Source organism: Actinokineospora sp. UV203, from assembly GCF_056323665.1.
This window is the reverse complement of record NZ_CM150484.1, coordinates 5,579,075-5,597,745: the sequence shown is the minus strand read 5'-3', so window position 1 is coordinate 5,597,745 and position 18,671 is coordinate 5,579,075. Positions and strand designations below refer to the sequence as shown.

20 protein-coding genes are annotated in these 18,671 nt (G+C 70.3%); 6 read left to right on the top strand and 14 right to left on the bottom strand.

Going from position 1 to position 18,671, the window contains the following annotated elements; genetic code table 11:
- Positions 1-26 precede the first annotated feature (26 nt).
- Positions 27-659 (bottom strand): DoxX family protein, encoded by a 633-nt coding sequence (locus ACUZ2Y_RS26895; RefSeq protein ID WP_476324082.1) that lies wholly within the window; start codon positions 657-659, stop codon positions 27-29.
- A 48-nt stretch (positions 660-707) separates the two neighbouring features.
- Positions 708-1,613: a 2-hydroxyacid dehydrogenase gene (locus ACUZ2Y_RS26890; protein ID WP_476324080.1), complete on the bottom strand. Its 906-nt coding sequence runs from the start codon at positions 1,611-1,613 to the stop codon at positions 708-710.
- A gap of 231 nt (positions 1,614-1,844) precedes the next feature.
- On the opposite strand from ACUZ2Y_RS26890, the gene ACUZ2Y_RS26885 reads away from it, so the two are divergent.
- The 3 genes from ACUZ2Y_RS26885 (at position 1,845) to ACUZ2Y_RS26875 (ending at position 3,574) form a co-directional block, all read left to right on the top strand.
- Positions 1,845-2,033 carry a hypothetical protein gene (locus ACUZ2Y_RS26885; RefSeq protein WP_476324079.1) on the top strand — a complete coding sequence of 63 codons (189 nt, stop codon included), beginning with the start codon at positions 1,845-1,847 and terminating at the stop codon, positions 2,031-2,033.
- Positions 2,034-2,133: 100 nt separating this feature from the next.
- Entirely contained in the window at positions 2,134-2,373 is a 240-nt protein-coding gene (locus ACUZ2Y_RS26880; protein WP_476324077.1) for a hypothetical protein, read from the top strand.
- A gap of 10 nt (positions 2,374-2,383) precedes the next feature.
- Positions 2,384-3,574 carry a PQQ-dependent sugar dehydrogenase gene (locus ACUZ2Y_RS26875; protein WP_476324075.1) on the top strand — a complete coding sequence of 397 codons (1,191 nt, stop codon included), beginning with the start codon at positions 2,384-2,386 and terminating at the stop codon, positions 3,572-3,574.
- 110 nt (positions 3,575-3,684) lie between these two features.
- Here the strand turns inward: ACUZ2Y_RS26875 and gatB are convergent, their stop codons facing one another.
- The 4 genes from gatB to gatC are packed head-to-tail and all read right to left on the bottom strand — an operon-like array spanning position 3,685 to position 7,197.
- Positions 3,685-5,187, bottom strand: coding sequence for an Asp-tRNA(Asn)/Glu-tRNA(Gln) amidotransferase subunit GatB (gene gatB / locus ACUZ2Y_RS26870; RefSeq protein ID WP_476324074.1), 1,503 nt, complete (start codon positions 5,185-5,187; stop codon positions 3,685-3,687).
- On the bottom strand, positions 5,184-5,384 hold the full coding sequence (locus tag ACUZ2Y_RS26865; protein ID WP_476324072.1) for a hypothetical protein: 201 nt from the start codon (positions 5,382-5,384) through the stop codon (positions 5,184-5,186). Before ACUZ2Y_RS26865 ends, gatB begins: the two co-directional genes overlap by 4 nt.
- Entirely contained in the window at positions 5,384-6,901 is a 1,518-nt protein-coding gene (gene gatA, locus ACUZ2Y_RS26860) for an Asp-tRNA(Asn)/Glu-tRNA(Gln) amidotransferase subunit GatA (RefSeq protein ID WP_476324070.1), read from the bottom strand. Before gatA ends, ACUZ2Y_RS26865 begins: the two co-directional genes overlap by 1 nt.
- A complete protein-coding gene (gatC, locus tag ACUZ2Y_RS26855; protein WP_476324068.1) occupies positions 6,898-7,197 on the bottom strand; it encodes an Asp-tRNA(Asn)/Glu-tRNA(Gln) amidotransferase subunit GatC in 300 nt (99 codons plus the stop codon). Before gatC ends, gatA begins: the two co-directional genes overlap by 4 nt.
- A 238-nt stretch (positions 7,198-7,435) precedes the next feature.
- Between gatC and ACUZ2Y_RS26850 the strand changes: the two genes are divergently transcribed.
- Positions 7,436-8,089 (top strand): ACT domain-containing protein, encoded by a 654-nt coding sequence (locus ACUZ2Y_RS26850; protein ID WP_476324067.1) that lies wholly within the window; start codon positions 7,436-7,438, stop codon positions 8,087-8,089.
- A gap of 709 nt (positions 8,090-8,798) precedes the next feature.
- Positions 8,799-9,665 carry a transposase gene (locus ACUZ2Y_RS26845; RefSeq protein ID WP_476324065.1) on the top strand — a complete coding sequence of 289 codons (867 nt, stop codon included), beginning with the start codon at positions 8,799-8,801 and terminating at the stop codon, positions 9,663-9,665.
- 142 nt (positions 9,666-9,807) lie between these two features.
- On the opposite strand, the gene ACUZ2Y_RS26840 is transcribed toward ACUZ2Y_RS26845, so the two are convergent.
- Genes ACUZ2Y_RS26840 through ACUZ2Y_RS26815 form a run of 6 tightly spaced genes read right to left on the bottom strand, consistent with a single transcriptional unit; the run spans position 9,808 to position 15,699 of the window.
- The gene (locus ACUZ2Y_RS26840) at positions 9,808-10,344 is read right to left on the bottom strand and encodes a GNAT family N-acetyltransferase (RefSeq protein WP_476324063.1); all 537 of its coding nucleotides are present in this window, start codon (positions 10,342-10,344) and stop codon (positions 9,808-9,810) included.
- Positions 10,337-12,580, bottom strand: coding sequence for an NAD-dependent DNA ligase LigA (gene ligA / locus ACUZ2Y_RS26835; RefSeq protein WP_476324061.1), 2,244 nt, complete (start codon positions 12,578-12,580; stop codon positions 10,337-10,339). Before ligA ends, ACUZ2Y_RS26840 begins: the two co-directional genes overlap by 8 nt.
- A gap of 38 nt (positions 12,581-12,618) precedes the next feature.
- Positions 12,619-13,329 carry a hypothetical protein gene (locus ACUZ2Y_RS26830; RefSeq protein ID WP_476324059.1) on the bottom strand — a complete coding sequence of 237 codons (711 nt, stop codon included), beginning with the start codon at positions 13,327-13,329 and terminating at the stop codon, positions 12,619-12,621.
- The gene (locus ACUZ2Y_RS26825; protein WP_476324057.1) at positions 13,248-13,529 is read right to left on the bottom strand and encodes a MoaD/ThiS family protein; all 282 of its coding nucleotides are present in this window, start codon (positions 13,527-13,529) and stop codon (positions 13,248-13,250) included. The genes ACUZ2Y_RS26830 and ACUZ2Y_RS26825 overlap by 82 nt, the downstream gene beginning before the upstream one ends.
- Entirely contained in the window at positions 13,529-14,611 is a 1,083-nt protein-coding gene (locus tag ACUZ2Y_RS26820) for an exo-alpha-sialidase (protein WP_476324055.1), read from the bottom strand. The genes ACUZ2Y_RS26825 and ACUZ2Y_RS26820 overlap by 1 nt, the downstream gene beginning before the upstream one ends.
- Before the next feature lie 50 nt (positions 14,612-14,661).
- Entirely contained in the window at positions 14,662-15,699 is a 1,038-nt protein-coding gene (locus tag ACUZ2Y_RS26815; protein WP_476324053.1) for a methionine synthase, read from the bottom strand.
- Positions 15,700-15,762: 63 nt separating this feature from the next.
- On the opposite strand from ACUZ2Y_RS26815, the gene ACUZ2Y_RS26810 reads away from it, so the two are divergent.
- Positions 15,763-16,665, top strand: a complete 903-nt coding sequence (locus ACUZ2Y_RS26810) for a threonine/serine dehydratase (RefSeq protein WP_476324051.1) — start codon at positions 15,763-15,765, stop codon at positions 16,663-16,665.
- On the opposite strand, the gene ACUZ2Y_RS26805 is transcribed toward ACUZ2Y_RS26810, so the two are convergent.
- Together ACUZ2Y_RS26805 and ACUZ2Y_RS26800 are read right to left on the bottom strand one after the other, a co-directional pair.
- A complete protein-coding gene (locus tag ACUZ2Y_RS26805; RefSeq protein ID WP_476324049.1) occupies positions 16,662-17,972 on the bottom strand; it encodes an ABC transporter permease in 1,311 nt (436 codons plus the stop codon). The genes ACUZ2Y_RS26810 and ACUZ2Y_RS26805 overlap by 4 nt on opposite strands.
- Complete coding sequence (locus tag ACUZ2Y_RS26800; protein WP_476324047.1) at positions 17,972-18,670, bottom strand: ABC transporter ATP-binding protein; 699 nt, start codon at positions 18,668-18,670, stop codon at positions 17,972-17,974. The genes ACUZ2Y_RS26805 and ACUZ2Y_RS26800 overlap by 1 nt, the downstream gene beginning before the upstream one ends.
- Position 18,671: the final 1 nt, after the last annotated feature.

The window sequence follows — 18,671 nt, the reverse complement described above, 5'->3', positions numbered from 1 at the left end:
TGCCACTGTCGTACAACGATCGTCGGTCAGCGCAGAACGATGAGTGTGGCCACGGAAAGTCCGATGGCCAACACCAGGAACACGAACCCGAACGCGGGTGCGCGGCGGAACCACGGGGTGTTGCGGTCGAGCGAGATCTTGCCCGCGCCCGTGAACAGCAGGGCGAACGCGCCCGCCGCGTAGAAGGCTTCGAGTTCGACCGCGCCGAGGAACTCGTTGACGTCAAGCCTGACCCAGATGGCGTTCGCCATCACGCCGAGCGCGGCGGCGGCGGCCGCGGGGGTGAACAGGCCGAGGACGAGCAGGGAGCCCGCGGTCAGCTCGGTGACGCCGGTGACCCAGGCCAGCAGCGTCGTCTGCTGGTAACCCAGGGTGCCGAGGATCTTCGCGAAGCCGTCGATCCCCGGGCCCTGCATGATCCCGAAGACCTTCTGCAGCCCGTGCCCGACGAGCATCGCGCCGAGCGCGACCCGCAGGACGAGCAGACCCAGGTCGGCGCCGAAGTGCCACTGGTGTGGTTCCCGAGTCGCGACGACATCGTCGTCGAGGTCGGTGGTGTCGTCAGAGTCGTATGCGGTGTACCTCTGTTCGGAAGGCGTGAAATATCCGCTGTCCGTGCTGCCGCTCGCTACCGGGGTGCGGTCATCATCGATACTCACGGGCGCAGACTAGAGCCTCCGTCAAGGGTTCGCCCTCCGGAAGATCGTTCAGTAGGCGCCGCGCAGCAGGTTCAGCGGTGTCTCGCCCGCGGCGAACCGGGCGATCTCGGCGGCGGCCACCCGGTACGCGCGAGCCCGGTGACCTGCGCTGTTGCCCGCGACATGCGGTGTGATGACGATGTTCGGCGCGGTCCACAAAGGATGGTCGGCGGGCAGCGGCTCCGGATCGGTCACATCGAGCGCGGCGCGCAGCCTGCCGGAGGTCAACTCCGCCAGCAGCGCGTCAGTGTCCACAACCGGCCCGCGCGCGGCGTTGACGACGATGGCGCCGTCGGGCAGCAGGGACAGGAACTTCTTGTCGACCATGCGGGTGGTCGCCTCGGTCAGCGGCACGACCAGGACCACCGCGTCGTGTTCGGGAAGCAGCGCTGGCAGTTCGTCGACGCCGCGCACACCGTCGCGGGCCTGACTGGCGACCAGCGTGGTATGCGCGTCGAAGGCGTCGAACCGGCGGCGCAGCTGCTGACCGAGGTCGCCCGCGCCGATGACCAGGATTCGCTTGTCCTGCAACGTGTCCGTCGTGTGCGGAGTCCAGTTGGCGAGCCTGCGGGCGGCGTCGAACTCGGTGAACTCCCGGTAGAACGTGAGCAGCGCCCCGACCGCCCACTCGGCACTGCTGCCGCCGTGGGCGCCGCGGCAGGTCGACAACATGACGTGCTCCGGCAGCCTCCCGGACCAGGCGTCGGCGCCGGTGGTCAGCAGCTGCACGAGACGCAGCTTCGGCAAACGGTCCACAAGGTTCAGCGCCGCGCCCGCGATGAAGTCCGGGATGAGCACCTCGGCGTCCGCGGCCTCCGGCGGGAGTTCCGGCGAATGCCGATGGACCCGTAAGCCATCGATCCCGGAAAGTGCTCCGATACCGTGCTCGTCGGGCACGAGAACTGTCACCGTCACACAGACACTGTGACATGGCGCCGCCTCCGGCGGCGCGGCTCGGTCGCTTTGATGGTGAGGTTCGGGGGTCCCGCCCGAACACTGCCACCTTCGATGGCGTGTTCGGGCGGGACCCCCGAACCTCACCGCGACCTCGCGGAACCTGCGGAGGGGGGTGGTCGCGGACTGGTCGATGGGCGTGATGGTCGCCACCGAGTTGGCCGCCCGGTATCCGAGCGGGTGGCCGGGTTGATGCTGACCCCGGGCGTGCCCGGCGATTTGTTCGGCGGGATGCTCGGCGTCCTGGGCATCCCGGTGCCGGTGCGTCGGCCCGTGGCGTTGGCTGCCGCCTGCGGGCTGCGGTTAGCGCTGGTCGACGCCGTACTGCACCGCGTTCCGGTCAACCGGGTCACGCGTCGGCCGTGCGCGATAGCGGGTTGATGCTGCCCGGTGCCGCGACCGCGGACGTGGTGCGGCGCCGCGGCGGTTCCAGCGTCACGACTGGCGCTGGTTCGTCACGCTCGCGCTTGCCCTGGCCGATGTGCCCGACCGCGACCTGGCCGGTCACCGTGCTCGCCGCCCGCTACCACATCCTGGCCAACCCCGGCGGGCCACAGTGGCCGCGTCGGCGCTGCCCGACGCCCGCGTCCGGGTGCTGCCGACCAGCCACTTCCTGCCGCTGGAGGCGCCGCGGGTGATCGTCGCCGAGCTGGGCGTGCTCGTCGAGCGGGTGGCCGCCGCGGAGCGGGCGCTCACCGCGGATTCACGGACGTCCTCCTAACCTGGGCACCATGTCGGGTACACACCGCCGGGTCCGCGCGCTCGCCGCCGCCTGCGTGGCCAGTGCCCTGCTCGCCTCCTGCGCGACGTTCGAGGAGCAGCCGCCGCCGCAGAGCTGGCAGCCCAATCCGCAGCTCACCCCGCAGGCCGCGCCCGAGCCGGACACCGGGGGCGGCGACAGCGGCGGCGGCGGACCGGCGGGCGACCCGCGGGTCAACCCGCCCGGACCCGTGCCCCCGCCGGACGGCTGCAAGGACTTCCACCCCGCGGTGCTCGCCACCTGCCTCGACACGGTCGTCGCGGTGGCCGCGCTGCCGGGTGACGGGTCCACGCCGTCGGCGCTGGTCGGGGAACGCAAGACCGGCCGCATCCTGCTGGTCCGGATGGGCTCGGAGCCGGTCGTGGTGGCCACGGTCCCGGTCGACGGCAGCACCGACGGCGGACTCACCGGGCTCGCGCTGTCACCGACCTACGTCGAGGACCAGCTCCTCTTCGCCTACATCACCACGCCCACGGACAACCGTCTGGTTCGCATCGCGCCGAACGACACGCCCAAGCCGGTGCTGACCGGCATCCCACGGGGCGCTTCGGGCAACCGCGGGGCGCTGGCGAACGACCATCGTGGGGCTCTTCTGATCGCCACGGGCAACGCGGGCAACCCCGCCGCGGCCGCGGCCCCCGCGTCCCTCGCCGGGAAGGTGCTGCGGATCAACTCCGGTGGGAAGCCCGCTGAGGACAACCCCGCACCGTCGGCTGTGGTGGCCAGTGGCCTTGAGTCGCCCGGTGGTCTGTGCAGTTCGCTGGATGGGTCACGGGTCTGGGTCACCGACCGGACCGCGGCGGCTGACGTGCTCTACCGGCTGGACTACGGCAAGCCCTTGGGGGCTCCGGCCTGGTCCTGGCCGGACAAACCAGGGATCTCGGGCTGCGCCTCGCCCGCCCGGAGCATGTGGGTGGCCATGTCGAAGGCCGCGCACCTGCAGAACCTGGCCCAGGCCCCCGATGGGACGTTCACGGGCAAGCCGCAGGTCGTGATGGCCGAGCCGGACGGCTTCGGCCGCGTCGACGGACTCGACCTGATGTCCGAGCAGCTCGCCATCGGCGGCACGGTCAACAAGGAGGGCGGCAAGCCCACCTCCAGCGACGACCGCGCCGTAGTGATCGTCGTCGAACAAGGCGGCGGCGGCAGCGGCGTCGACTAACCCGCGAGTCGCCCCCTCCAGCAAACGAGTCGCCCCCTCCGGCAGATGAGTTCGACGTTCGGGTGTTCCGAACGGGCGACTCACTTGCCGGAAGGGGCGACTCGCGAGGGTCAGCTACAGCGTTCGAGGATGAGTTCGCGGACGCGCTTGGCGTCGGCCTGGCCCTTAGTAGTCTTCATGACCGCGCCGACGATCGCCCCCGCGGCGGCGACCTTGCCGTCACGGATCTTGTCGGCGACGTCCGGCTGGGCGGCCAGCGCCTCGTCGATGGCGGCGTAGAGCGCCGAGTCGTCCGAGACGACCTTGAGGCCGCGCTTCTCGACGACGTCCTCCGGTTCGCCTTCGCCTGCGAGGACGCCGTCGACGACCTCGCGGGCCAACTTGTTCGTCAGGCTGCCGTCGGCGACCAGCGCGATCACCTTCGCCACCTGGGCGGGCGTGATCGGCAGGTCACCGAGCTCGACACCCCGGTTGTTGGCCTGCTGGCTCAGGTACGACACCCACCACGAGCGGGCCTCAGCGGGTGAGGCGCCCGCCGCGACCGTGGTGGCGATCAGGTCGATCGCACCGGCGTTGATCAGGTCGCGCAGCTCCAGGTCGGTGAGGTTCCACTCGGCTTGGACCCGCTTGCGGCGCTGCGCGGGCAGCTCCGGCAGGGTCAGCCGCAGTTCCTCGACCCACTCGCGGGACGGGGCGATCGGGACCAGGTCGGGCTCCGGGAAGTACCGGTAGTCCTCCGAGGTCTCCTTGCGCCGCCCGGCGCGCGTGGTGCCCGACGCCTCCTCGAAGTGCCGGGTCTCCTGCAGGATCGAGCCGCCTTCGACCAGGATCGCCGCCTGCCGGGTCATCTCGAACCGCACGGCCCGCTCGACGCTGCGCAGCGAGTTGACGTTCTTGGTCTCAGTACGGGTGCCGAACTCGGTGGCGTCCTTGGCCATCAGCGAGATGTTCGCGTCACAGCGCAGGGAACCCTGGTCCATCCGCACGTCGGACACGTCGAGCGCCTTGAGCAGGTCGCGCAGGGTGCTGACGTAGGCGCGGGCCACCTCGGGAGCCCGCTCGCCGGTGCCCTCGATCGTCTTGGTGACGATCTCGATGAGCGGCACGCCCGCGCGGTTGTAGTCGAGCAGCGAGTGCTCGGCGCCGTGGATGCGACCGGTGGCGCCGCCGACGTGCAGCGACTTGCCGGTGTCCTCCTCCATGTGCGCGCGCTCGATCTCCACGCGGAAGATCTCGCCGTCGTCGAGGGTGACGTCGAGGTAGCCGTTGAAGGCGATCGGCTCGTCGTACTGCGAGGTCTGGAAGTTCTTCGGCATGTCCGGGTAGAAGTAGTTCTTCCGGGCGAAGCGGCACCACTCGGCGATCTCGCAGTTGAGCGCGAGGCCGATGCGGATGGCCGACTCGACGCCGACGGCGTTGAGCACCGGCAGCGCGCCGGGCAGGCCGAGGCAGACCGGGCACACCTGGGTGTTCGGCTCGCCGCCGAAGGTGACCGGGCAGCCGCAGAACATCTTGGTGTTGGTGTTGAGCTCGACGTGGACTTCCAGGCCCAGCACCGGGTTGAAGCGCTCGATGACCTCGTCGTAGTCCATCAGCTCCACAGTGGACGTCATTTGCCGCCGCCCTTCCGGAACGCCCGAACCGCGATCAGCGCGCTGGTCAGCGCGACGAAGATGCCGCCGATCGCGTTGGCCAGCAGCAGCTTGTCGTTGTCCTCACGCGCCTTGCGCAGGCTGGTCACCGCGGTGGTCGCCGCGGTCACCGAGCCGACGACACCGAAGGCGCCCTTGAGATTCTTCACGCCGGCCATCAGTGAGCCACCTCCAACTCGGGAACGCGGTTGATCAGCGGACCGCCCTGCGCGGCGTTGCGGGCGGCCTCGTACGCGGCGGCCACGCGGTAGCCGCGGTGGTCCTGCAGCGCGGGGGACATGATCTGCAGGCCCACCGGCAAACCGTCGTCGTCCGACAGTCCACTCGGGACACTCAGGGCCGCGTTGCCCGCCAGGTTCGACGGGATGGTGCACAGGTCGGCCTTGTACATGGCCATCGGGTCGTTCGCCCGCTCGCCGATGCGGAACGCCGTGGTCGGCGTGGTCGGCGAGATGAGGACGTCCACGGTGCCGAACGCGGCGTCGAAGTCGCGCGAGATGAGCGTGCGCACCTTCTGCGCCGAGCCGTAGTAGGCGTCGTAGTAGCCCGAGGACAGCGCGTAGGTGCCGAGCATGATGCGCCGCTTGACCTCGGGACCGAAACCGGCCTCGCGGGTCAGCGACATGACCTCCTCGGCGCTGCGCGTGGCGTCGTCGCCCACCCGCAGGCCGTAGCGCATGGCGTCGAACCGGGCGAGGTTGGACGAGCACTCGCTTGGCGCGATCAGGTAGTACGCGGGCAGCGCCAGGTCGAAGCTCGGGCAGGACACCTCGACGATCTCCGCGCCCAACTCCTTGAGCTGGGCGACCGCGGCCTCGAAGGAGGCGAGCACGCCCGGCTGGTAGCCGTCACCCGCGAACTGGGTGACAACGCCGACCCGGATCCCCCTGAGGTCGCCGTTGGCGCCCTCACGGGCCGCGGCGACGACGGGCGGCAGCGGCGCGTCGATCGAGGTGGAGTCGAGCGGGTCGTGGCCGCCGATGACCTCGTGCAGCAGGGCCGCGTCGAGGACCGTGCGGGCGCACGGGCCCGCCTGGTCGAGCGAGGAGGAGAACGCGACCAGGCCGTAGCGCGAGACCGTGCCGTAGGTCGGCTTGACGCCGACCGTGCCGGTGACCGAGCCGGGCTGGCGGATCGAGCCGCCGGTGTCGGTGCCGATCGCCAGCGGAGCCTCGAAAGCGGCCAGCGCCGCGGCCGAGCCGCCGCCGGAGCCGCCGGGGATGCGGTCGAGGTCCCACGGGTTGTGGGTGGTGCCGTAGGCGGAGTTCTCGGTGGAGGAACCCATCGCGAACTCGTCCATGTTGGTCTTGCCGAGGATGACGATGCCCGCCTGGAGCAGCTTCAGGGTGACCGTCGCGTCGTAGGGCGGGTCCCACCCTTCGAGCATCTTCGACCCGCACGTCGTCGGGGCGCCCCGCATCGTCAGGACGTCCTTGAGCGCGAGCGGCACACCGGCCAGCGGCGACGCCGCCGGACGGCCCGCGGCCACGTCCTCGTCGACGGCCTTGGCGGCCTGCAGCGCGCGCTCGGTGTCGACGTGCAGGAACGCGTGCACGGTGGAGTCCACCGCGCCGATGCGGTCGAGGTGGGCCTGGGCGACCTCGACGGCGGAGACATCCTTGGCCTGGATCTTCGCGGCCAGTTCGGCGGCGGTCAGGCGGATCAGGTCGGTCATGTTTCCTCCCCGAGGATGCGCGGAACGCGGAAGCGCCCGCCCTCGGCGGCGGGTGCCGCGGCGAGTGCCTGCTGCTGGGTGAGCCCGGGTCGTACGAGGTCCGCACGGAAGACGTTGGTCAACGGCACCGCGTGAGAAGTGGGCGGAATGTCCTGGTCAGCGACGTCACCGACCTTCGCCACGGCCTGCACGATCTGGTCGAGCTGGCCCGCGAACAGGTCCAGTTCTTCTTCGGTGACGGCCAGCCTGGCCAGTCTGGCGAGGTGGGCTACCTCGTCACGGGAGATGCTTGGCACTCGACGAACCCCCGGGGGTGTCTGCGATGGGACCCCGTGAGTCTATTTCGCGCAGGACCGAAGCCCCGAACGGGTTGTTCTCAAGGCGCCGTGGGTGTACACCGAAGCCCATCCCGCGATGCGGTCCGATGGACACCAGCCGCCGTGTGGGTCACCTGGTCTGCGACAATCGGCGGTCGGCGTAGGGCGTGGACGTTTGGTTTCGCGCACCGAGTAGGAACATCGGGAGGCGTTCGCCTTGTCCTTCCTGATCCGGGTCCAGCTCCCGGACAGCCCCGGAACCCTGGGCGCGGTCGCGACCGCGCTGGGGGCCATCGGGGCAGACATCCTCAGTGTGGACGTGGTGGAACGCGTGGGCGGTGTCGCCATCGATGACCTCGTCGTCGAACTGCCCGGCGGCAGGCTCCCCGACGTCCTGATCACCGCGGCGGAGTCCGTGGCAGGCGTCGAAGTCGACGCCGTACGCCCCTACGCGGGGGTGCTCGACACCCACCGCGAGCTGGAGCTGGTCGAGGACGTCGCGGCCGAACCCAACGACGGCCTGGCGATCTTCACCGAGGGCGTCCCGAAGATCATCCGAGCGGGCTGGGCCTTGGTCATCACGTTCGACGCGGACGGCGCCCACCCCATCGCGTCGAGCAGCGCGGCGCCGACGGTGCACCGGCTGGACCTGCCGTGGATGCCGTTAGCCCGGGCGACGGTCCTCGATGGGGAGGAGTCGTGGGTGCCGGAAACCTGGCAGGAACTCGGGACCGAACTGGCGGCCACGCCGTTGGGGAAGCCGGACCGGGTGCTGTTGGTCGGGCGACCGGGTGGTCCGATGTTCCGGGCGGCTGAGGTGGCGCGGCTGGCGCACCTGGCTGGGATCGTGGCAGTGGTGCTGCCGGACTGATTCGGGTCGTTGCCACGCCGTCTCGGTCTCGGTTACGGCTTGGCGGGGTTGGCCCGTGGTGCGGCGGGGTGTCTGTTCGGGTGGTTCGCCTTAATTCGGGGACCCCCTCGAAATGGGCCTGGCGCGGGCTCAAAAAGTGGGCACAAGTACAGCCCACCCGCGCCGAAAGTTTAGGCCCATTTCCCCCGAATCAAGGCGAACCACCCAAACAAGCCGTGGGGGTCGGGCCGTCACCTTTCCGGCACGGGATAGCCCGCAAACCTCCCGCGTTCGGCCCATTCCACCCGACGGGCTGGGCCACTCCGTGCCCGGTCCAGGCCGCCGTGCCCCGCACGTTCGATCGGTCGCTCCGTGCGGGCCGCCGCCGTTGCCCGTGGTTCGGCCAGGCCATCCCCGTGGGTTCGCCGATCCCCGCCCACAAGCTCGTAGGCCCCTCCCTGCGCAACGCCGCCCATGCCCGTGGCTCGGCCGGCCCACCCCATGGGTTCGCCGATCCGCGCCGGTCAGGTCGCCGATCCGCGCCGGTCAGGTCGCCGGTCCTGCCGGTCAGGTCGCCGGTCTCTTCCGCGTAGGTTCGGCCAGCCCCTCCCTAAGGCGCGTTCTGTGGGTTGATCGGTGTGTCAGGTTCGGCGTGTCGGTGGGTGGGACGAAGGTGCCCCTGCGCAGGCTGGTGATTGCTGAAGATCGCCGACCTGCGAGGGGCCTTGTCATGTTGCCTGCTGAGGATCTGTTCGTCCACTGCTACGTCCTTGTCGACGACCTGATCAAGGGTGGGGTGGTGCTCATCCCGCCACGTCCTGGTCCGGCACCGGCCTGCACCGACGCCGAAATCATCACGATCGGGCTGGTCAGGCATGTGATGGGTCGGCGCAGCGAGTCCGGGTTTCTGGCTGAGATCCGCCGGGAATGGCCGCTGCTGTTCCCGGCGCTGCCTCACCCGAGCGAGGTCAATCGCCGCACCCGCTGGCTCTATGGGGCCTACGAACAGATCCGCCAGGCCGTGCTCGGCGCCGTCCCGGCCGATGACTGGGGCCAGATCGACACCTCGGCGCTGCCGGTCACACACCCAAGCCGGGTCCGTGGCCCGGACTCCTGGACCGGGCCCAACGAGCTGTGCGCCCGCTTCGGCCGCGACGCCGCACACGGCGAGTGGTTCTACGGTTTCCGCCTCGCGGTGCGCACCGACCTGGGTTCGCGGCTGGTCCGGTCCTGGGCGATCGTGCCCGCAACAGTGAACGAACGCGCCCTGGTCCCCGACCTGATCATCGGCGCCGAGCAACTCGTCGGCCTACTCAACGACAAGGGCTTCAACGGCCGCGCCTTCACCGAATCACTTGCCGCACAAGGCATCACGAACCTGGTACCACCGACAAAAACCGAACGAAAGACCATGCCGCCTGTCCTGCAAAAGATCATCGCCCAGTGGCGCAACCGCGTCGAAACCACCTTCCGTGAACTCACCGACACCATGGAACTAGCCCGACACGGCGCTCACACCTTCCACGGCCTGCTCACCCGCACCGCCGCCACCATCGCCGCCCACACCATCGTCCGGGTAGCCCTACCGACAAACTGAACCCACAGAACGCGCCTAAGGTCGGGCAGCTCTACCTCCCCGATTCGGGCCGTGCTGCCCTGGGTTCCGGGCAAACCCTCCCCGTCGTTCCCTAGTCCCCTCCTCGCTCGTTCGGCCGACTCCCTTCCCTGGATTCGGTCAATCACCCGGGTGGCTCAGGCGTCCGGCAGTCCAGTTCGAATGCGATCAGGTGGACTTTGGGGCCCGGACTCCAATCGCGGTCTGGTAAGCGGGTGAAACCTAACCGCTGGTAGAGGCGGTGGGCGGGGGCCATGTTCTGTGAGCTGCACAGCACCACCCTTGGCAAACCGAGTTCCCGAGCCCGGTCCAAGACCGCGTGGATGAGGGCTTCGCCGATGCCCCGGTTGCGGGCGGTGGGGGCGACGGCGAGCATGCGGAATTCCAGTTCGCCCTCACGGGAGATTTCGGCGTAGTCGGAGCCGGGTAAGGCGAGGGTGACGGTGCCGAGGAGGGTGTCGTCAGCGTCGACGGCGACCAGGAGTTCGGCGCTGCGCAGCCTGCTTGCCGCGTTGGCCAAGCTGGCGGCGTAGCCGGTCGAGTCGGGGCCCAGGTAGCCGTCGGCGGTGTAGGCCTTGAGGGTGAGGGTGCCGATCTCGTCGACCTCGTCCGCGCGGGCCGAGCGCACCGTGATGCTGGAAGCGTCCACTCGGCTACCCATCGGCGGGCTCCGAATCCCCACCCGCCGCGGCCTTCGCATCGGTTTCCGCGGAGTCCGTATCGTCTCTGGCCGCGGTCTTCGGGGTCTCGTCGGGGGCGGCGTCGGCGTCGCCGATGGTGGCTACCTCCGTGGCAGCCTCGGGGCCTTGTTCCAGCAGCACGCGGAAGCCGTCCTCGTCGAGTACGGGGACCTTGAGCTGGATCGCCTTGTCGTACTTCGATCCCGGTGCGTCGCCCACGACCACGAACGCCGTCTTCTTCGACACCGAGCCCGACGCCTTGCCGCCGCGGGCGATGATCGACTCCTTGGCCTCGTCGCGGGAGTAGGTCTCGAGGCTGCCGGTGACGACGATCGACAGGCCCTCCAAGGTTCGCGGCGTCGAATCGTCGCGTTCCTCTTCCATGCGGACGCCCGCCGCACGCCACTTGTCGACTACCTCGCGGTGCCAGTCGACGGCGAACCAGTCTTGGACGGAGGTGGCGATGGTCGGGCCCACGCCCTCGGCGTCGGCGAGTTCCTGTTCGGTGGCCTTGGCGATCGCGTCGATGGACCCGAACTCACGCGCGAGCGCCTGGGCGGCGGTGGGGCCGACATGGCGGATGGAGAGGCCGACCAGGACCTTCCACAGTGGACGGTTCTTCGCGGTGCCGAGGTTGGCCACCAGCTTGCGGCCGTTCGCCGACAGCTCTCCCGCCTTGGTGCGGAACAACTCCACCCGCGACAGCTGCTCCTCGTCGAGGGAGAACACGTCGCCTTCGTCCTGGACCACGCCGGAGGTGAGCAGGGCGGCGGCGGCCTCGAAGCCGAGCACCTCGATGTCGAACGCGCCCCGGCCCGCCAGGTGGAACAACCGCTCCCGCAGCTGCGCCGGGCAGGACCGGGCGTTGGGACACCGGATGTCGGCGTCGCCCTCCTTCTCGTAGGCCAAGGTCGTGCCGCACACCGGGCACTCGGTGGGCATCTCGAACTCGTAGGCGTCCGGCGGGCGGACCTCGATCACCGGGCCGAGCACCTCCGGGATCACGTCACCGGCCTTGCGGATCACCACGCGGTCGCCGATCAGCACGCCCTTGCGCTTGACCTCCGAGGCGTTGTGCAGCGTGGCCATCGCGACCGTGGAACCCGCCACCTTGACCGGCTCCATCACCGCGAACGGCGTCACCCGGCCGGTCCGGCCGACGTTGACCTCGATGTTGAGCAGCGTTGTCGTCGCCTCTTCCGGCGGGTACTTGTAGGCGATCGCCCAGCGCGGCGCGCGCGAGGTGGTGCCGAGGCGGCGCTGCAGCGACACCTCGTCGACCTTGATCACCACGCCGTCGATCTCGTGTTCGGCGTCGTGGCGGTGCTCGCCCCAGTACTTGATGTGCTCGGCGAGCTGGTCGGCCGAGTCGAGCACCTTGGTGTGCCTGGACACCGGCAGCCCCCACGCGGCCAGCGCCCGGTAGGACTCGGACTGCGCGGTGGGCTCGAAGCCCTCGCGCCTGCCCAGGCCGTGGCAGATCAACCGCAGGTTGCGGCTCGCGGTGATCTTCGGGTCTTTCTGCCGCAGCGACCCGGCCGCGGTGTTGCGCGGATTCGCGAAGGGCGGCTTGCCGGCCTCCACCAGCCGGGCGTTGAGGTCGGCGAAATCCTCGACCGTCATGAACACCTCGCCGCGCACCTCGACCAGCGCCGGGATCGGGAACTCGTCGCTCGGGGTGAGCCGGTCGGGCAATCCGCGCATCGTGCGGACGTTGAGCGAGACGTCCTCGCCGGTGCGGCCGTCGCCTCTGGTGAGCGCCCGGGTGAGGCGGCCGTTCTCGTAGAGCAGGTTGATCGCGAGACCGTCGATCTTCAGCTCGCACAGGAAGTGCGCGGCCGAGCCGACCTCCTTCTCCACCCGGTCGACCCAGCCGCTGAGCTCGTCGAGATCGAAGGCGTTGTCCAGGCTGAGCATGCGTTCGAGGTGGTCGGCCGCGGCGAACTCGGTGGAGAAGGACCCGCCGACCCGCTGGCTCGGCGACTCCGGAGTGACCAGCGACGGGTGTTGCTCCTCGATCGCCTCCAACTCGCGCAAGAGCGTGTCGAACTCGCCGTCGGAGATCGTCGGCGCGTCGAGCACGTAGTAGCGGAACTGGTGGCCGAGGAGTTCCTCGGACAGCTCGGCGTGCCGCTCACGCACGTCGGAGGGCACATCCTCGACGCCCTCGACCGCGGCTGGTCGTTCCTGCGGAAGATCCTCGTCAACACTGGTCACGTGTCAAAGAGTAGCCAGGACGACCGACATTCGGAGGCTCAGGAAGCCAGCCTGTGGACAAGTTCGCGCAGCTCCAGCAATCCGATGCTGTCCGCGGGCTCGGTGTCCGCGGCCTCGACCCGGCGCAGCCGCTCCCCCGCCAGGCGCTCACCCAGCGTGGCGTCCAGCGGGAGGAACGTCATCGCCGCGCGCGCCGACGGCTCCAGCCCGGCGAGCGCCGGGTGGTAGACCGCGACGTCGACCAGCCCCTCCTCAACCTGGGCGTGCACCCGGACGTCGGCGAGCGCGACCCGGGTCGCACCGAGGTTGACCGTCACCTCTGTCGGGTCGGGGACGGCGGGCACCGAGTCGTGGAACTCCCACAGCGGGGTATCCGGCTCGGCGGCCGACTTCCACGCGTCGGTGTACGGCCGCAGCTCCGGGTCTTCCTGACCACTCACCACGAACGCGTAGATCGAGCGGATGCCGCGTTCGAGCGAGAAGTGCAGGTCGGGGTGCAGTGCCGCGACCATCTCGCAGAGCTGGTTCTCCACCCGCTGCGGCTCCCCCTCGCCCAACGCGGCCGCGATCTCGGGAAGCTTCTGCTGCCACTGGCACCAGAAGCGTTCCGCGAGAACGGCCGGGTCGGGCCGCTCGACCGGGTCACGGGACCGCTTGAACCAGCGCGCTAGCCGCCCGCCACCGACGGAATCACCTGGATCTCGGCGTCCGCCGCGACCGGTGTGTCCGCCCCGCCCAGATACCGGCATTCCTCTCCGTCCACGTAGAAGTTGACGTACCGGCGCAGCGCCCGGTTCTCGTCGCGCAGGCGCCGCTCCAGCGCCGGGTAGCGCTCGCAGACCGCGTCGAGCACCCCGGCCAGGGTAGCGGGATCGGGCGCGTCGATCTCGAGTTTCGCCTGGCCGTCCGCCTTGGCCCGCAGGACCTGGGGCAGCAGCACCGTGATCATCAGATCACCGCGGCCCGCACCGACAGCACGTCCGGCAGGTGCGCGGCGACCTGCGTCCAGTGCTCACCTCCGTCTCGGCTGGCGTAGACCTCGCCGGAGCGGGAACCGAAGTACACGCCCGCCTCGTCGGCGTCGTCGACGCACATCGCGTCGCGCATGACCGCGCTCCAGAAGTCGTCGGGAAGGCCGTCGCCGAGCGCGGTCCACGTCGAACCGGCGTCGTCGCTGCGGTAGACCCGGCAGCGGCCGTCCGGCGGGAACCGCATGGAGTCCGCGGTCAGCGGGAAGTTGAAGATCGTGTCCGGCTGGTGCGGGTGCACGACCATCGCGAAGCCGAAGTCGCTGGGCAGGCCGTCGGCGATCGACTGCCACGTCTTGGCGCTGTCGTCGCTGCGATAGACACCGTGGTGGTTCTGCGCGTAGAAGCGGTCGGGCCGGTCGGGATGCTGGGCGATCTTGTGGACGCACTGCCCGAACTCGGGGTACGGGTCGGGAAGGAAGTACGCCTTGATGCCCTCGTTGCTCGCGTCGAACGACTCGCCGCCGTCGGCGCTGACGTACACGCCGCCGGTGGACATCGCGACCGTGATCCGGCCCGCCTCGGTCGGGTGCGTGATGACCGAGTGGACGGCCATGCCGCCGAAGCCGGGCGTCCACTTCTCGCGGTGCGGGTGGTCCCACAGGCCACGAACGAGTTCGTAGTTCACGCCGCCGTCGTCCGAACGGAACAGGGCCGACGGCTCGACCCCCGCGTAGACCACGTCCGGTTCACTCGCCGATCCGGGCGCGATCTGCCAGACCCGCGCGAGTGCTGTCTCGGTGTCCTCGGGGAACGCGACCGGCGCGTGGTCGGGCTCGGACCAGGTGGCTCCGAGGTCGTCGCTGATCGCGACGCTCGGGCCCCAGTGCTCGGATGTGACCGCGGCCAGCAGCCTCGGTGTGGCGCGTCGGGTGTCGATCCCGACGGCGTAGACGTCGGTCATCGGGTGGTGCGGACCGGTTGTCTCCCAGTCCCCACCGGAGTTGGTCGCGAGGAACAGCCCTTTGCGCGTCCCTATCGCGAGCAGCACCTTCTGTGTCATCGAGCACCTCCATCAGTGTCCCGCGAAACGTTACGCCCGGGCACCGACAGCTACCAGGACTCCGGCGGCTCCACGAAGGCTTTGCCCAGGTCACGAACCTGCTTGAGGGCAGCGCGTACCCATCCGGTGGACGCTCCGGCGAGGCCGCAGGCCGGGGTGACGACGGTGTGCGAGGCGAGGATCGACCGCGGGAAGCCGAGTCGGTCGACCAGCCGCAGCGCGGGCTCGGCGGCCTCGCGCAGCGACAGCCGCTCGCGCGGCTCCGTCCCCGGCACCAGACCGAGGAACATGAACACCCCCGCGTCCCACGCCTCGCCGAGGTCGTCGGACAGCGACGCGGGGATGCCCTCGAGCAGAGCGGCGTCCAGGGCGAGTGCTCCGGCGCCCGCTTCACGAAGCAAGCCGATCGGGGGACGCGGCGCACAGCAGTGGACTATGACCGGATTCCCGGTAGCGGCACGCGCCGCGTCAATCACGTTCGACAGCACGTCGCGGGCGTCGTGAACGGGCACCGAGGGCACGGTGCCGTAGCCCGACGGCGTGGGCAGCGCCCCCGCGAGGACGGTCGGCAGACTCGGCTCGTCGAACTGGACGACCACCTCGGCCCCGGTCCGCTTGCGCACCTCGGCGACGTGCAGGGCGAGTCCCTCCGCGAGCGACTCGCCGAACTCCCGGCGCGCGCCGAGGTCGGTCAGGACGCGGTGACCTCGGTGCAACTCGACGCCCGCCATCAGCGTCCACGGCCCGGCTAGTTGGACCTTGAACACGGTGGGTGTTTCGCCCGCGCGCCCGATCGCGTCCTCGACAGCGTCGAGGTCCCAGCGGAGCAGGTCGACCCCGCGGCGGTGGTCCCGGCCGGGGTGGGCGGCGACCCGGTAGCCCGAGGGCACCAGTTCGACCGCCAGGTCGACGAGCAGGGCGGTGGTCCGGCCGATCATGTCGGCGCCGAGTCCGCGGGCGGGCAGTTCCGGCAGGTGCGGCAGGTCGGGCAGCTCACCGAGGACGACTGTGGCGGCCTCGGCGGGATCGTCGCCGGGCAGCGAGCCGATTCCGGTGGCGGCTCCGTGCGGCCATGGTGCGTTCGTCACCGGGCCAGTGTGGTCGATCAGGCGACGCCGACGCACACCGACCGTCCGCGGTTAGCATGACTCGTGGACCGCAGTGAAATAACCAGTGAAGTTGCCAAGGCCGCGGGCCGCATCGCCCCGCACATCCGCCGCACCCCGCTGCTTCGCTCCGAAGTGGACGGTCGGAGGGTGGTCCTCAAGCTCGAACACCTGCAGCGCACCGGGTCGTTCAAGTTCCGCGGCGCGCTCAACGCGCTGCTTGGCGGTGACCGCCCCGAGACGGTGGTGACCGCGTCGGGCGGCAACCACGGGCTCGCGGTGGCCACGGCGGCGCGGGTGCTCGGCATCCCCGTGACCGTGTACGTCCCGGCCACCGTTCCGCCGGAGAAGGCTCGGCGGATCGAGGCGGCGGGCGCGAAGCTGATCGTCGGCGGCGACTCGTACGGCGAGGCCTCCGCAGCGGCGCTGGCCGAGGCCGACAGCACCGGCGCGCTCTACGTGCCCGCGTACGACCATCCGCTGGTCATCGCGGGCCAGGGCACCTGCGCGGCGGAGGCGGTCGCGGATGCCCCGGACATCGACACGTTCGTGGTGGCGGTCGGCGGTGGCGGGCTGGCCTCCGGCACCGTGCTGGGCGGCGGCAGGCCCGTGGTCGCGGTCGAACCCGAGAACTGCCAGGCCATGCACAACGCGTTCGCGGCGGGCCACCCCGTCGACTCGACGGTCGACTCGGTCGCCGCCTCCGCCCTCGGCGCGACCCGGGCGGGTGACCTCACGTTCGAGATCCTGCGGTCCGCGGGGACGACGTCGGTGCTGGTCAGCGACGATGAGCTGCTCGCCGCGCGCGACCGGCTGTGGGAGGAGTTCCGGCTGGCCGTCGAACCCGCCGCCGCCGTGCCGTTCGCCGCGTGGCTCGCCGGGCGGGTGCCCGGCGAGCTCGCCTGCGTCATCGTCTGCGGCGCCAACACGGAGTGGTCTCCGAGCTAAGCGCGCATCACTGTCGCGATGGGAATGCGCGCCGCCCGGATCGCGGGAAGCAAACCGCCGAGGACGCCGGCGGCGAGACCCGCGATCACTCCCGCGACCCCGGCCTGCCAGGGGAACGCGAGGTCGCCACCCAGGGACTGGAACCGGCCGCCGAGCACGGACGGCGCCAGCTTGAGTCCCAGCGCACCGACACCGACCGCCGCGGCCGCTGTCAGCATTCCGACTATCAGCGTCTCCGCGAGCACGATCCCGGCCAACAGAAGCCGCGGCGTGCCGACGGCACGGCGCAGGGCGAACTCCTCGACGCGCTCGCCGACCGTCGCGAGCCCGACATTGAGGATCCCGGCGACACCGATGAGCAGCACCAGCACGGCCATGGCGAGGAAGATCAGCCGCATGAGCTTGAGCTGCGACTCGATCTCCTTCTTGGCCTCCACCCGATGCGCATAGATCTGATCGGCGGGCGCACCCGCCGCCGCGAGCCGGGCCCGGAGGGTCTGTTCCACATCGGACGACCCGGCAGGCGTGAACACCGCGAACGAGTTGCGGCCGGTTCCCTGACCAGCTGCTTTGCCTGCCCAGTTCAGCAGTTCATCCGCGCGCACGTAGGCGGTGGGACTGCTGTCGCCGTCATGCACGACACCGAGGATCCGCGGGGTCGGGTTGGCCCCGGAACCCTCGATGCGCATCTCGGCGGGAATCCGATACCGCGTGAAGGCGGCGGCTGCCTCCCGGTTGAGGACCAGGCCCGGCGACAGCGACGGCTCACCGGAGAAGTCGAGCCACCGCCCCGCCTCCGAGTGGAATGGGCGGTACTGGCGGATGTCCCCGGTCAGCCCGACCAGCCGCAGTTCGATCGCCTTGCCCGGAGGAGGCGGGCTGTCGTCTCGCTTGATCTCCCGACAGCCCATCTGGTCGCACACCATGCCCTCCGGCATGTAGCCCTGGCCCGCGTACTTGAGCGGGCTGCCGCCCGGATTGATGGGCGCGACCCGAGGTTCGCCGATGATCGCCATCGTGCTCGTCACGCCGACCATGTCGGGGCGCTCGCGCAGGACCTCCGTCATGATCGGGACCGTCGCATCGTGGTCGGGCAGGTTCAGCACGACGGTGCCGTCCTTGCCCATGCCGAGTTCGATGTCGGTGAGCAGCGCGCGGTCGGCGATCTCCGACCCGGCTTGCACGGTGACCACCGCCAGGACGCCTAGGAACAAACTGACCATCGAGAGCAGCGTGCGCAGTTTGCGCGCGCGGATGCCTTGTCCGCCGATGATGAGCGCGGAGCGGAACCGACCGGACAGGGCCATCAGGCGTACACCCCCGCCCGCTCGGTCACGAGCCTGCCGTCGGTCAGCCGCACCACGCGACCCATCCGGCTGGCGTGCGCGTGGTCGTGGGTCACCAGGACGAGCCCGCACCCCCGCGCGGTCGCGGAGTGCAGGACCTCGATGACGTGGGCGCCGGTCTCGGTGTCGAGCGCGCCGGTGGGCTCGTCGGCCAGCAGGATCTTCGGCTCACGGACCAGGGCGCGGGCGATGGCGACGCGCTGCTGCTCGCCGCCGGACATGCGCTGCGGTTTCTGCTTGGCCAGGTGCGCGATGCCGACCTGGTCCAGCGCCGCCATGACCTTCGCGCGCCGCTTGCGTCGCGCCGCCCAGCCCTGGCCGTTGACCAGCGCCATCGAGACGTTCTGCGCGGCGGTGAGGTGCTTGAGCAGGAAGAATCGCTGGAAGACGAAGCCGAACTCATCGCTGCGCAACCGCGCGGCGCGGCGCTCGGACACCCGGCTGATGTCCACCCCGCCGAGTAGGTACTGACCGCCGTCAGGGCGGTCGAACAGCCCGATCAGGCTCAGCAGCGTGCTCTTGCCGGAGCCGGAGCGGCCCAGGATCGCCACGCTTTCTCCACTGTGGACGGAGAGGTCGACGCCGGTCAGGATCGGCCGTGGCTCGCCCTGCCCCTTCAGCGTCTTGGTGAGTCCGTTCAACTCGATCAGGGGTGTCATG